Genomic DNA, 13,485 nt, shown 5'->3' on the forward strand with positions numbered 1-13,485 from the left:
AACAGGTTTTGTAGCAGCAGGTTTTGCTTCTATTTTTTATTGTTGGCATTTTGCCTGGCTTGGGCGGCCATACGTTCATTCCAGGCTACCCATTCATCATAACTTCCTTTAAATTCTTTTATTTGGTGATCTACAATTTCCCAGATCTTATTAGCAGTTTTAGAAATGAAATAACGATCGTGGCTTACCAATACAAGGCTGCCTTCATATTTTTTTAAAGAGTCGATCAACAGATCGCAGCTATGCATATCAAGGTGGTTGGTCGGTTCATCCAGCATCAGGAAATTGGCTTTGCTAATGATCGTTTTTGCTAAAGCAACACGCGCCTTTTCACCACCACTTAATACTTTTATCTTTTTATCTGCGTCATCGCCGCTAAACAGAAAACATCCTAAAAGTGTTCTTAACTCAACATCCGTCATTTGTGCGCCACAGCTGCGCATTTCGTCTAATATCGTATTGTTAAGATCAAGCGATTCGAGCTGATGTTGCGCATAAAAACTTTCTTCTACATTATGTCCCCATTTACGTTCGCCCTTTATGGTTTCAATACCTGCAATAATTCTCAGCAATGTAGATTTTCCCTTTCCATTAGCACCTATCAAAGCTATTTTATCGCCGCGCTCTATTTCCGCTTTTGCATGATCAAGAATGATGTTTTCTCCAAAAGATTTAGATACATCGTTTAGTTCCACCAAAACTTTTCCCGGTGTTTTATCAACCCGGAAATTGATTTTAATATTGGGCCTTTCAACAGTTACATCTTCAATGCGATCCAACTTATCTAATTTTTTCATGATACTTTGTGCCATTGCAGCCTTGCTCGCTTTGGCACGAAAACGCTCTACCAATCTTTCATTTTGCCTGATGTAATCCTGCTGGTTTTCATAAGCCTTTTGTTGCATCTCAATACGCACGGCTTTTTCCGTTTCATAAAAATCATAGTTACCGTTATAAACATGTAACTCTTTTTGATAAAGTTCGATGATTTTCGTAACCATCCGGTTCAGGAAATATTTATCGTGGCTTACAATAACCACGGCGCCCTGATAATGCTGTAAATATTTTTCCAGCCATTCGATAGACGGAAGATCAAGGTGGTTGGTAGGTTCATCCAAAAGTAAAAGATCGGGTTTGGCTAATATCATTTTCGCAAGCAATACGCGCATGCGCCATCCTCCGCTAAACTCTTTATATGGTCTTTGTAAATCAGCATTTTCAAATCCCAGTCCTTGTAATACTTCTTCGGTCGTATGATGAATGTTGTAGCCGTCAAGCGTATCCATTTCATGCAGCTTGTCAGAATATTCATGCAAGGTTTTCTCATCGCCGGTTTTTTCCAATTCTATGCCCAGCTCTTCAATTTCCTTTTCTAATTGTAATACTCGTTCAAAAGCGCCTAACGCAACTTGTAAAATAGATTCATTGGTATCGAAACTTAATAAGTCCTGGTGTAAATATCCAATAGAGGTTTCCCTGCCTTTTTCAACAGTTCCTTCAGAAGGAGAAAACCCACCGGTCAATAATTTTAATAAAGTCGATTTACCTGTACCGTTATAGCCGATCAACCCGATTCGGTCATTAGGCTGAATATGCCAGGTGGCATCTTGCACAATCGTTCTCGCACCAAACTCAAATGTCACATTTTGTAAACCTGCCAGCATGATATTTATTTTTTACTATTTTTGATTTTATAAGCCTGCAAAATTAACAATAGCAGGCGGTAATATTAAACCTTATCATGAAAAAACTATTATTGGTTGTTATACTGTTAGTTGTAGCGTTTCTTATCTATAGGTATGCTTTTAAAAAAGACGAACCTAAAGAAGAAGCTCCTAAAGGACTGGCAGTAAGTGTACATAGCGAAGCTTTTAATGCTTCGGTAGATGCTGTTTTGAAAAATTATTTTGCGATGACGGAGGGATTCGTGAATTGGGATTCTACTGTAGTAAACAAAGGCGCAGCAAATATGTTGGAATCTGTTAACAACCTGGCTTTAGAAGATTTAAAGAAAGATTCCATGATTTACCAAACCGCTTTGTTTCCTGTAGAAAATCTTAAAAGTAATGCGGCAGCAATAAGTGGTGAAAATGACTGGGCGGCAAAAAGGTATGCACTTCGTGATCTTTCAGATAATTTACGTAATTTTTTGATTACGGTGAAATATGATGCCGAACCTGTTTACTGGCAGGAATGTCCGATGGCTTTTGGAGAGGGGAATAGCGGCAGTTGGTTAAGCGATAAGGAAGCCATTGTAAATCCTTACCTTGGTAAAAAGGATCCTAAATATGGTGCCACAATGCTTGCGTGCGGAGAAACTAAACAAAAGATTGATTTTACAGTACCAGATACAACGCAGCAACAATAATTATTGATGTCTCCGTAGCTCAGTTGGTAGAGCAGCTGACTCTTAATCAGCGGGCCCAGAGTTCGAGTCTCTGCGGGGACACATTAATCATTTCCGTAAGTTCAATGTACATTGAGCTTACGGTTTTTTATTACAGGCTATGATTGTTTGAATGCTAAACTGTTTGAGTTTTTTGATAAATTACTTGTACTTATTGAAATAATTCAGTGAATTAGACCCCCGACCGAATTACCTATCGTTTCTTACAATATAAATTCAAGAATTTATGATTGATACTTCTCCTAATAATCTTTCTGATTTACCGGAAGAAACTGACAGTCATTATGATCGATTTTTCGGTCCCTTATTCTTTGAACCATACGCCATTGAAGTTGTAAAACGAATTGACCCTGCTTTGGTTTCCATTGTGCTGGAACTCGCTACCGGAACCGGCCGGGTTACTCGCCATATTCGGGATCGTATTTCAACCAAGGCAAAGCTGATTGCTTCAGATATTAGCGAAGATATGCTCAGTGTTGCTAAAAAGAAATTAAGAAAGCTAGATATTGACTGGCAACATATAGATGCGCAACAACTGCCTTTTAGCGATAATAGTTTGGATCTGATTGTTTGCTGCTTCGGATACATGTTTGTTCCGGATAAGCCGAAAGCATTTGCGGAGGCATACCGCGTTCTGAAGCCGGGTGGCCAACTTTTATTTACAACATGGGATAAGTTGGAAAATAACGGTGCGTCGTATACGTCCAGATCTATAGCAAAGAAATATTTAGATGAGCCATTACCTAAGTCATATAATCTTGCTACCTCAATGCATGATGAAAGTGTTATAGAAGCATTATTAAGGGATGCTGGGTTTGAAAAAATCTCAATAGAAAAAGTAGAACTTTTTGCAACAAGTCGAACCGCAAAAGAAGCGGCAAATGGTCTTGTAGCGGGAGATATTTATGAGGATATAAAAAAACGTAATCCTGCCTGGATAGAAGAAATAAAAATTAAGTTGGAGAAAGAACTTGCTGAAAAATTCGGAGCTGCGCCTATGACTGCTCCGATGAGTGCTGTAATTAGCCAGGCATGGAAATAATAAAGGTTGCAACTATGCCTTAAAAAATTAGAGGGTATCAAAGCTATTATTCAGTTTTGTATCTTACAAACTTAACAGCAACTCTTATTAATCCACAACAATGGGATTGCTCTTCTTGATCTTTCGCTTTCTTCCACGCCAAATAATAAAGCCCGTTACTGGTAAACTAGCTGCGATAAGGCTTGCAAAGAATGCTAATATTTTTCCTGGCAAGCCCAAAACAGCTCCAACATGGATGTCGTAATTCATACGCATTATCTTATCAGATAACGGAGCTGTTTCAAACTTACCGGCATATACGCCATCGGTATGAAGTTCTTTGCCTGTAAACTGATCATAATGGTAGAAGTCTGCATTAAAATAAGAATCCAGATTGTGATTCACATATCCTTCTAATGCATCGGCGTCATCATGTGGAAAAGCGATTCCCACTTTATTATCGCTTTTCTTCTGCTTCATTAAATCTAACCAAACGGTATTCACCATCTTTTGTTTGTCAACAGTTCCAGCCAGCGTGCTGTCTGAAAGCGGATGGACATGTTCCGGCATAGATTTTCCACTGGAGGTTACAAAGTAAAGTGAGTTAGAAAACCATTCAAATCCCATTACTAATCCGGTAATTGCTAAAAAAATAGCGATCCAGGTCATATAAAAACCCAGCACGTTGTGCATATCATAATTCTTTCTGCGCCACTTGGTGGTGGGTTTCCATTTAAATTTGAAACGTTGTTTGGCCGCCGATTTATTTTTAGGCCACCAAAGTATAATGCCGCTTATCATCATTACCAAAAAGATAAGCGTGGCTGTTGAAATAATGATCCTGCCTGGTTCGCCAAGCCATAATTCGTAATGTCCCATTAAAATAGTTCTGAAAAAATCATCGTCCATGTCCTTTATTTTTTGAACATGCCCCGTGTAAGGGTTTACGAATATCTGGTAGTAAACGCTGTCATCGTAATAGTAAGCCAACGCAGCATCATTGGTTCCTAAGTACTCAATGGAGGAAGTTTCTTTTCCATTTAGATATTTATCAACTGAATCTTTTAGAACAATAGGTGGAAGATAATCGGCGCTATTTTTTTCTACGAAGCGGTAGCTTTGAGTGAGCTGTGTTATTTCTCTTTCAAAAGCAAGTATGCAGCCTGTAATACCCAGCCATAAAACAACTATGCCTGAAGCAAGGCCCAGCCAAAGATGCAGCTTTCCTATTATTTTTTTGAATGTCATATAGTTTTCGAGTTTCTTATAAAGCAAACTTCTCCTTCTTGAAAAGGAGAAGTGCTTTTATGATTTTCTTCCTTTAGAACTTAAAGGCAATTGAAAGACGGGCATTTCTGCCAGGCTCGCTCTGCCAGTAAGAAGCATTTAACCATTCATAATAAGAACCTGAATAAAGATACTTATCAAAAATGTTATTAATGTTAGCTGCAACACGCACCTTGTTGTTTTCCCAAAAAGGCTTCCATCCAGCCTAAAATAGTCGGGAAGCCCGAAGCTACTTGCAAGCGAACTCCAATTATCGGTTTTTCTGTCCATCAGCCATGTAAAACCACCCGCAATACCTAAATTTTTTAATGCTCCCTTTTGAATTTTATACTCCAACCAACTATTTATGGTATGACCTGCATAACCACGTACGTCGTCACCTACCCGCATTTCTGTACTATCTATTACAACCTGTGATAGCTTTGTTATTTTCGCCTCTGTAAATGCGTAGTTAGCTACTGCAGTAAAGCCTGGAAGAATCATGCCTCGTATATCAAATTCGAAACCACGGGCTACTTTTTGACCTAATTCGATACTGTAAGCTGGAGTCTGGCCAGCGTATCTTGGGTCAGCAGTTAATTCATTCTCTTTTAAAATACGATAAACGGAAAGTGTTGTGCTTAACAACCCATGTGCCCAATCTCTTTTAATTCCAATTTCCTGGTTATTGCCGGTAATAGGTTGGGGCGTTCCACCACTTCTTAAAACACCAGCTTGTGGAATAAAAGACTGATCGTATAAAGCATACAGCGCTGTGGTTTTATTGATACTCCAACTTAAACCAACACGTGGCGTAACTTTTTGGCCTTAACAGCAGGGTCACCCCACGAATGTTGGCTCAAATCAGTATATCTTCCGGCTAAAGTAAGGCGTAGTTTGTTTTCAAAAAATCCAAGTTCATCCTGAACGTACACTGCAGCATAACGTTGTCCCATTAAGCCTCCTGCTTGAACGGACCTGGCTTCCAACGGAGTTGTTCTGTCCCAAATCGGGAATCCATTCGATGGAACTCCGTAATTAGGATCTGCCGGATTAAATTCACCTCCGTTAGCCGAATCAATCACAAAATACTGTCCCCAATCTGCCATATAGTCTTTTGATCCTGCATCAATACCACCCAGAATACGGTGAGTGATTTTACCAGTGCGCACATTACCATTAATAAACAATTGGCCCATTGTTATGTCACTTGCAGCATCCCAAATGCTAATGCCTCTTTGTAGAGTGCCATCTGGATTTACGATGCTAGGCCAGCTGCTTGTTCCTTGATGTCGGTATTTTGAATGCATGGCTTGTGCTGTTAATTTCCAATCGTTGCTAATCTGATGTTCAAAATTTATCAAGAAAGTCTGGTCCGTAATTTTGGTGGGTTCCAGGCCGGGTGCGGTCATTGTGAAATTTCGGGGAAGAGTTGCATACTCTGTTCCCGGAGCGAATACGTAATAAGATCCTACATCCGTCATTTTAGCATATTGATACGTGTATTCTGCCGTGATCTTTGTATTGTCATTGATCTGATAACTTAATACAGGAGCCATCGCGTACCTGTTATTATATTCATAATCACGATGCGATTTTTTGTTTTGTGCAGACAGGTTAAGACGATACAAAAGTTTTCCGTCTTTTGAAAGCTTACCATCAAGATCTAGCATCTTCTATATAAGTTATAACTGCCCATCATAAGAGTTGCAGTGCCTCTTGTTTCGCCGGTTGGTTTTTTAGTAACCACATTATAAAGGCCGGCTGGGTCTCCGCTTGATAGCATAAAACCTGCAGGTCCTTTTACAAATTCTATGCGGTCTACAAAACTCATATCTTCAGTAAGGGGTCCCCAAAAAGAGGCTGCCATATTAAAGCCATTGCGAAACGCCTGTATTTGTGATCCTCTCATCGAAATATTGGTATATAAATCGCCCCAATGCTCAAGACGTACAGCTCCGCTTACATTTCTGATCACGCCGTCACTCATACTAATGATCTGCTGGTCAGCAAGGGTTTTGCTTGTTACAACCTGAATGTTCTGCGGAAGTTCTAACAATGGTGTCTGGGTACGTAATGAGCTTGATACAGTATTTGCCTTTACTCCGTTTTTATGGCCAATAACAATAACTTCTCCAAGGTCTACAGCATTTATGTTAAGTTGTATATCAACATGAATGGTTTTTCCCTGGCTTACCGTTACGATGCGTTCCACTTCATCATGCCCTACAAGTGAAATGCGAACGGTATAATCACCAGGCGTAAGCTTATTAAAATTGAAATTACCAAACTCATTAGTAACGGTTGATAAACCGGTTTGCGCCAATTCTACCGTTACACCTTCTGCATCTGTATTGTCGCTTGTAACAACCTTGCCCGTTATTTTTCCTACACCAGATTGTGCCCCAACACCAGCTGCGCTTAGTAAAAAAAGATAGCTGCTATTAAAATTGATCTTATCATCTTCATAAATAGAAATTTCGGAAGCGAAGCTACTTACGAGTAATAAGAATCATTTTCGAAATCGGGAAATTTTTACAGAAAAATAAAATGGCAACCTATTACCCTTAATACCATTGCCACTTATGTAAACTCTTTTTGTTTCCGTACGCCTTTCTTTTATCTTTGATAAGAGTGTAGATGACATCTCTAAATCAAAAGTACACTTCTTAAAAATATTTAAGCATGAATGACTCTCTGCAAAAACGCCGCTTTCAAAACTTTAATTTATTAGGCTTGGCTCTTATTGCCGTAGCATTGGTAATTGGTGCTTTTGTTATTGCAGGCGCCTATAAATATAAATTTAAGAACACACAAACTATACGGGTAACGGGCAGCGCCGGAGTAGATTTTACGAGTGACCTTATTGTGTGGAACGGAAGTTACAGCCGTAATGATTATGATTTGAAAGCGGCTTATGCTCAATTAAAGAGCGATGAAAATAATATCAAAAGCTATCTTACCCGCAAGGGTATAAAGCAGTCGGAAATTTATTTTTTCCGCAGTAAAAATTGATCGCCGTTTTCGAACAAAGTATTCTGAAGATGGTAAATATACAGGCAACGAGTTTGAGGGATACAATCTGTCTCAAACAGTTAAAGTAGAATCCAATGATATTCCAAAAGTAGAAGCATTGTCGAGGGAAATTACAGAGCTTATACAAACAGGTATCGAGCTTAACTCTCCAGAGCCGCTATATTTTTATACCAAACTATCTGATCTCAAACTCGATTTGCTGGCAAAGGCTGCAGAAGATGCTCGCAAGCGTGCTGATATTATTGCAAAAAATACAGGCGGTTCCATAGGTTCGGTAAGCAAAGCTAATATGGGCATCTTCCAGATAACAGGTAAAAACAGTAATGAAGATTACAGCTACGGTGGCGCTTTCAATACTGCTTCTAAAAATAAAACCGCAAGTATTACTGTAAACCTGGAATGTACAGTAAAATAGTAGCCTATATTTTATAAAGATAGAACGTTTTTATGCGTTTGTTAATTGTCCTCTTAATCTCTTGCTCGTTTTTGGGGCCTTCAAGTGCGGCCCAACAAATTCAGCATTCTGACTCAGCATCAAAACCTGATGCTACAGATTCTACAATAAATGATCGAATTGCTGCTGTCGCCGCAAAAGAAAGGAAAAAAAGTACGGAGGTTTTTCAAGCTGGCAAAACAGCCATGCAGCAGCGTAAAGCTTTGGAACATTTGGTTAACACAGCGCAGCAGGCGAAGCTCTACTTAAAAAGTGCATTAAGTTTGTCAACTGTTAAGTCTGAGCTTAAATCAATTGAGGCATCCTATGATATTTTGAAAGACGGGATTTTTGTGAACAAAGGTACTGCACAAACAGACAGAAACCTATCCGTCTCTTCAGCGATCTTATACCAGCTGGTGCAAAGCTTGTCTGAGCGCAAAAAGCAGATCGATGACCATCTTGCCCATCTTTCTACATTTAGAAATGACATTGATTCCACACTTAATATCGCATCCATATATAATTTTCCGACGGATTCAATTGCGTTAAAGGAGTATGTAGCGAGGCTGAAAGTTATAAAGCTACAGGGAGACCCGATCGATAATGATTTGAACGCCCAACTGAAACTGATACATCAGGTACAAGACCAGGCCGATTATTTATTGTTTACATTAAAATCCTCGTACGAAGAGATTGAGAAGTATCGAAACGATCTGTCTCAATTTACGCTACGTGAAGAGTTTGCCCCCTTGTGGAAACCCGTATTGCATTTCAGGCCTTTTGGCGAAATCATTAAGTTCTCTTTGGAAAAAGAAAAATTAGCACTGAAATTTTATTTTAAAGAAAACGGAACTAATATATTTATATTAATTCTTCTTGTGTTACTGGTTTATATATGGCTTCGTGCTCTGAAAAGAAAATACCCCGACGGCGATCGAGCTGGAGGCCTTGTTACTAAAAAGCCATTTCTATCATCGTTGATCATTGTAATCAGTGTGTATCAATTCACTTTTATCAATGCACCATTTATATTTAATGCTTGCTTGTGGATCATAGCAGCAGCGTGCCTGTTGGCTATATTAAAAGATTTTATCGCTCCTTACTGGAACAGGTTTTTGTGGGTCATTAGCCTGTTCTTTCTTCTAGCTTGCCTCGATAACCTTATACTGCAATCCTCACGCCCCGAAAGATGGATAATGTTGTTTCTGTCGATGGCGGGTATAATATACGGTTCGTATATTTTAATAAACGGGCATCATTCGGATCTTAAAGAGAAGCGAATATTACCATTCATTCGCATCGTTGTATTTATCGAAATATTGTCTTTGCTGGCAAATGTTTTAGGTTGGTATAATTTATCAAAGACCTTGTTAACGACAGGCTATATCAGTTTAATAATAGGCATTCTTTTCATTTGGGTTATTCGTTTACTGAACGAAGCGCTGGCTTTGTCTTCAGAGATCTATCAGCATACAGGCAGAAAGTTATTTTATATCAATTTCAGTCGTGTAGGAAGTAAAGTACCCTTTATTTTTAATGTGTTTTTAGTAATTGGCTGGTTGATTATTACCGGTAAGAACTTTTATGTCTTCAAACGGGTGGGAGAGGCTCTGGGAGGATTCTTGCATAAAGAAAGAGCTTTGGGAGATTACTCTTTTTCGATCGACGGTATCGTTCTGTTTATTGTCATTGCATATTCTTCCATGCTCATATCAAGGATCGTTTCGTTTTTTGGAGCTGAACCCATGGAGCTTCATGGTAGTACGAGCACAAAATCAACTGTGAGCTCTCACGGAAGCTGGATACTATTGCTACGCATCTTTGTTATCAGCCTCGGATTATTTCTGGCATTTGCAGCATCCGGCCTGCCAATAGATAAAATAACAATTGTACTTGGCGCGTTAGGCGTTGGTATAGGGTTAGGTTTGCAAGGGCTTGTCAGCAACCTGGTTAGCGGTTTGATCATTGCTTTTGAAAGGCCCGTAAATGTTGGCGATCTTATTGAACTTAATGGTAAATCAGGCACAATGAAATCGATTGGCTTTAGAAGCAGTATTGTTACTTTAGGTGATGGATCAAGCCTTATTGTACCGAATGGAGATTTGTTGAATCAACATATGATCAATTGGTCTTTGTCAAAAAATATCAGAAAAGTAGTGCTGTCAGTTGGTGTTGCTTATGGTTCTGATTTAACACAGGTGAAAGAACTTCTTGAACAAGTGGCACAGAGTAGTGATAAGGTGTTGCAGGTGCCTCCGTGTTCGGCTTTTGCTCGAAAATTTGGAGAAAGTTCCGTCGATTTTGACCTGATATTTTGGGTTAGACATCCCTTTGAAGCTGTTCCTGCAACAAGCGATGTCATCACTGCTATTGACGTAGCATTCAGGAAGGCAAATATAGAAATTCCCTTTCCACAACAGGATATTCGTGTGTTTTCAGCAGAAAGCCAGCAAGGCAAGTCTGATGAAAGAAAATGATATTTATGTAGGGTTCTATTTAACAGTAAAACTTCCGAATCTTTAGTTTGTTGTATGTTTGACGGATATTTTAATGCGTATCAAAAATCAATTTATTTAATAAATGGCTTACAGAAATCAACAGGAATTTATAAAAGCGTTAGATAAGGAAGGGGAGTTGTTGCGAATAAAAACTTACGTAAATCCTCATCTTGAAATTGCAGAGATTACTGACCGCATGAGTAAAGAGCCGGGCGGTGGTAAAGCGCTGCTATTTGAAAATACCGGTTATGAGTTTCCTGTATTGATGAATGCGTACGGAAGTGAGAAAAGAATGTGTATGGCTTTGGGTGTGAAAGAATTAAATGATGTGGCCGGTGATATCGAGGCATTGTTCAAGCTTCTATCATCTCCCAAAGAAAATATTATCGACAAGCTGAAGCTATTGCCAAAATTAGGAGAATTTGCTTCCTGGATGCCGAAGGTGAAAAAAGGAAGAGGGGAGTGCCAGCAAATAATTTTGACTGAAAAGCCTTTAGCATCCGGCGAGCCATGGGGCGGTTTGCCTGACATTGGGAAGCTACCGGTTATTACCTGCTGGCCACAAGACGGAGGCCCGTTTGTAACCCTTCCTGTTATTCATACAAAAGAACCAAATACGGGTATTAGAAACGTTGGCATGTACCGTATGCAGGTTTTTGGACCGAAACTTACTGCTATGCACTGGCATAAACATAAAGTATCTGCCAAGCATTTTAATGAATACAAAAAGCTGAACAAGATAATGCCCGTTGCTGTCGCGCTTGGCGGCGATCCGGCTTATGCTTATTCAGCAACCGCGCCTCTTCCTGAAAATGTTGATGAGTACATGTTAGCGGGCTTTTTGAGAAAGAAAAAGTAGAGCTGGTAAAGTGTGTTACACAGCCTGAGATAGAAGTACCTGCTGATGCGGATTTTGTAATAGAAGGTTATGTTGATCCTAATGATGAAATGCTTTGGGAAGGCCCGTTTGGCGATCATACCGGTTATTACTCCTTACCAGATTGGTATCCGAAATTTCATATAACTGCAATAACTCATAAAAAAGATGCGGTATATCCGGCAACTATTGTAGGTATTCCGCCACAGGAAGATGCATGGTTGGGTAAAGCGACAGAACGAATATTCCTTGCACCAATTAAGATGACATTGGTTCCGGAAATTAAAGACATGGATATGCCGGTGGAAGGCGTGTTTCATAACCTGGTTATAACACAGATTGAAAAAGAATATGCTGGCCAGGGACAAAAAGTGATGAACGCAATGTGGGGCGCCGGACAAATGATGTTCAATAAAATATTAGTATTGGCATCACAAACCAGTTTTCCCATTACCAATTATAAAGAACTGGCAAAGGAAATATTCAAAAACCTGAATCCTGCAACAGATGTATATTTCTCTCAGGGGCCGATGGATGTGCTGGATCATAGTTGTAGTAAAATGGGCTTTGGTGGTAAGTTTTGTATTGACGGAACTTTTAAATTTGAAGAAGAAATAGAAGATCAGTACCTGAACTATCCGGCACCAAAAGCACTTCCCGTTGATGACATACAACAAGAGTTTCCGGAAATTGCTTCACTAAACGATAGTTTATTGAAGCTGGATATTCCTTGTTTGATTGTATCTGTTCAAAAGAATAGAAGAGCACATGTTGCTGAATTGCACAATGCCATTTGTAGCGGGAACTATATAAATGGAGTAAAGATGATTTTGTATGTGGAACATACTGTAAATGCTTTGGATTTACCAACTGCGCTTTGGCGTTTTTGCAATAACCTCGATCCCAAGAGAGATCATTTTTTATTTAAAAAGGAAACAGAAGAAGGAAAGTATAATGCGATACTTGGATTGGACGGAACCATTAAAACTAAAGAATTTGATGGCTTTGAAAGAGATTGGCCAAATATTATTGTTGCTGATGACAAAACCATTGCATCAATCGATGCAAAATGGAATGATTTGGGTATCGGTAAATTTATACCTTCTCCCTCTTTAAAATATAAGGATCAGATGTATGGTGATCAAGCGGTTGCCAGCCCCAAATAATATAATTTACTAAATAAGAATTTGTAAGTGTTCGCCTTAACGGGCGGACAAATTTTTATTAGATAGAATCTGGTTTTGATAGCCTAAAAATCCTTCGGCAAAAACACTTTATGCTTTTCTATCATTTTATCATCTGCATAAAGTTCGAAATTGATGTACCCGGCGGTTGCAAAGTAAGACCGGTCAAGCTTAAATCTGCGCTCTTTAATATTGGTCATTTCGAATAAAGGTTGGCCCGATTCGCTGTAAAATTTAATATCGTATTTTCTTTTGTCAAAAGGAAGTTCCACTCTCACATACCTATCTGGTGATGTAAAGACGTAAGATGATTGTTGAAATCCGGCTGGCAGGAAATTGGTATTTAAATTTACTTCGGTATTAGATTTATTGCCGCTGTTGTAAGCGTCGGCCATCCCTGTCGAATCAACCGTCGGGCGTTTTGATTTTGTTGAGATATACTTTCCACCTTCAAACATCACAAATATGCGGTAAAACATATTGTCGCTAGGCGCAGTTGCGTCAGCAAATCCGTTCTGTTGCAAACTCGGATCAGGTAAGGTTCCTATAGTTTTAAAAAAATTTAAACTGTCTGTTGAACGTTGTATACTTATTTGTTTAATAGCCTGGTAATTGTGCATCCACGCAACAACTACACGTCCGCCACCCACTTTATACACAGAAAAATCAGGTAGTGCTTCCTGAGCTTGAACATTAGTATAAATAACTCCTGTCAACAGAAAAAATAATATCTTCTTCATAATTAATCCATTGCTACTTA

11 protein-coding genes, 1 tRNA gene and 2 pseudogenes are annotated in these 13,485 nt (G+C 39.1%); 8 read left to right on the forward strand and 6 right to left on the reverse strand.

The genetic code is table 11. The features are described 5' to 3' along the window. Nucleotides 1-29: 29 nt before the first annotated feature. Nucleotides 30-1,664: an ABC-F family ATP-binding cassette domain-containing protein gene (locus MKP09_RS11910; RefSeq protein WP_240830231.1), complete on the reverse strand. Its 1,635-nt coding sequence runs from the start codon at nt 1,662-1,664 to the stop codon at nt 30-32. 77 nt (nt 1,665-1,741) lie between these two features. Between MKP09_RS11910 and MKP09_RS11915 the strand changes: the two genes are divergently transcribed. The 3 genes from MKP09_RS11915 to MKP09_RS11925 all read left to right on the forward strand — a co-directional run bounded on the left by MKP09_RS11915 (nt 1,742) and on the right by MKP09_RS11925 (nt 3,449). Continuing rightward, nucleotides 1,742-2,368, forward strand: a complete 627-nt coding sequence (locus MKP09_RS11915) for a DUF3347 domain-containing protein (RefSeq protein ID WP_240830232.1) — start codon at nt 1,742-1,744, stop codon at nt 2,366-2,368. Between the two features lie 8 nt (nt 2,369-2,376). After that, nucleotides 2,377-2,449 (forward strand) — tRNA-Lys (locus tag MKP09_RS11920). Between the two features lie 184 nt (nt 2,450-2,633). After that, nucleotides 2,634-3,449, forward strand: coding sequence for a class I SAM-dependent methyltransferase (locus tag MKP09_RS11925; RefSeq protein ID WP_240830233.1), 816 nt, complete (start codon nt 2,634-2,636; stop codon nt 3,447-3,449). A gap of 87 nt (nt 3,450-3,536) precedes the next feature. On the opposite strand, the gene MKP09_RS11930 is transcribed toward MKP09_RS11925, so the two are convergent. The 4 genes from MKP09_RS11930 to MKP09_RS27385 form a co-directional block, all read right to left on the reverse strand. Then, nucleotides 3,537-4,676 carry a PepSY-associated TM helix domain-containing protein gene (locus tag MKP09_RS11930; protein WP_240830234.1) on the reverse strand — a complete coding sequence of 380 codons (1,140 nt, stop codon included), beginning with the start codon at nt 4,674-4,676 and terminating at the stop codon, nt 3,537-3,539. A gap of 138 nt (nt 4,677-4,814) precedes the next feature. Continuing rightward, entirely contained in the window at nt 4,815-5,483 is a 669-nt protein-coding gene (locus MKP09_RS11935; protein ID WP_394801072.1) for a TonB-dependent receptor domain-containing protein, read from the reverse strand. An 8-nt stretch (nt 5,484-5,491) separates the two neighbouring features. Continuing rightward, nucleotides 5,492-6,367 (reverse strand): TonB-dependent siderophore receptor, encoded by an 876-nt coding sequence (locus MKP09_RS11940; protein WP_240830235.1) that lies wholly within the window; start codon nt 6,365-6,367, stop codon nt 5,492-5,494. Beyond that, complete coding sequence (locus MKP09_RS27385; protein ID WP_317235337.1) at nt 6,361-7,173, reverse strand: carboxypeptidase-like regulatory domain-containing protein; 813 nt, start codon at nt 7,171-7,173, stop codon at nt 6,361-6,363. Before MKP09_RS27385 ends, MKP09_RS11940 begins: the two co-directional genes overlap by 7 nt. A gap of 206 nt (nt 7,174-7,379) precedes the next feature. On the opposite strand from MKP09_RS27385, the gene MKP09_RS26080 reads away from it, so the two are divergent. The 5 genes and pseudogenes from MKP09_RS26080 to MKP09_RS28090 all read left to right on the forward strand — a co-directional run bounded on the left by MKP09_RS26080 (nt 7,380) and on the right by MKP09_RS28090 (nt 12,707). Then, the gene (locus MKP09_RS26080) at nt 7,380-7,709 is read left to right on the forward strand and encodes an SIMPL domain-containing protein (RefSeq protein WP_262915343.1); all 330 of its coding nucleotides are present in this window, start codon (nt 7,380-7,382) and stop codon (nt 7,707-7,709) included. Nucleotides 7,710-7,776: 67 nt separating this feature from the next. Next, nucleotides 7,777-8,145 (forward strand): SIMPL domain-containing protein, encoded by a 369-nt coding sequence (locus MKP09_RS26085; protein ID WP_262915394.1) that lies wholly within the window; start codon nt 7,777-7,779, stop codon nt 8,143-8,145. Nucleotides 8,146-8,216: 71 nt separating this feature from the next. Then, nucleotides 8,217-10,643 (forward strand): mechanosensitive ion channel family protein, encoded by a 2,427-nt coding sequence (locus MKP09_RS11955; RefSeq protein WP_240830237.1) that lies wholly within the window; start codon nt 8,217-8,219, stop codon nt 10,641-10,643. A 103-nt stretch (nt 10,644-10,746) separates the two neighbouring features. Beyond that, a pseudogene (locus MKP09_RS28085) lies at nt 10,747-10,935 on the forward strand (hypothetical protein); the annotation flags it as partial. A gap of 162 nt (nt 10,936-11,097) precedes the next feature. Further along, nucleotides 11,098-12,707 (forward strand): annotated as a pseudogene (locus MKP09_RS28090) (UbiD family decarboxylase). Nucleotides 12,708-12,790: 83 nt separating this feature from the next. On the opposite strand, the gene MKP09_RS11970 reads toward MKP09_RS28090, so the two are convergent. Further along, on the reverse strand, nt 12,791-13,465 hold the full coding sequence (locus MKP09_RS11970; RefSeq protein ID WP_240830238.1) for a hypothetical protein: 675 nt from the start codon (nt 13,463-13,465) through the stop codon (nt 12,791-12,793). Between the last annotated feature and the right edge of the window lie 20 nt (nt 13,466-13,485).

Source organism: Paraniabella ginsengisoli (assembly GCF_022513635.1).
GTDB classification, from domain to species: Bacteria; Bacteroidota; Bacteroidia; order Chitinophagales; family Chitinophagaceae; genus Niabella; species Niabella ginsengisoli.

Bases quoted from the DNA above. Each gene is read 5' to 3' on its own strand.
- MKP09_RS11910 (WP_240830231.1), bottom strand. From the start codon at position 1,664: ATGCTGGCAGGTTTACAAAATGTGACATTTGAGTTTGGTGCGAGAACG.
- MKP09_RS11915 (WP_240830232.1), top strand. From the start codon at position 1,742: ATGAAAAAACTATTATTGGTTGTTATACTGTTAGTTGTAGCGTTTCTT.
- MKP09_RS11925 (WP_240830233.1), top strand. From the start codon at position 2,634: ATGATTGATACTTCTCCTAATAATCTTTCTGATTTACCGGAAGAAACT.
- MKP09_RS11930 (WP_240830234.1), bottom strand. From the start codon at position 4,676: ATGACATTCAAAAAAATAATAGGAAAGCTGCATCTTTGGCTGGGCCTT.
- MKP09_RS11940 (WP_240830235.1), bottom strand. From the start codon at position 6,367: ATGCTAGATCTTGATGGTAAGCTTTCAAAAGACGGAAAACTTTTGTAT.
- MKP09_RS26080 (WP_262915343.1), top strand. From the start codon at position 7,380: ATGAATGACTCTCTGCAAAAACGCCGCTTTCAAAACTTTAATTTATTA.
- MKP09_RS11970 (WP_240830238.1), bottom strand. From the start codon at position 13,465: ATGAAGAAGATATTATTTTTTCTGTTGACAGGAGTTATTTATACTAAT.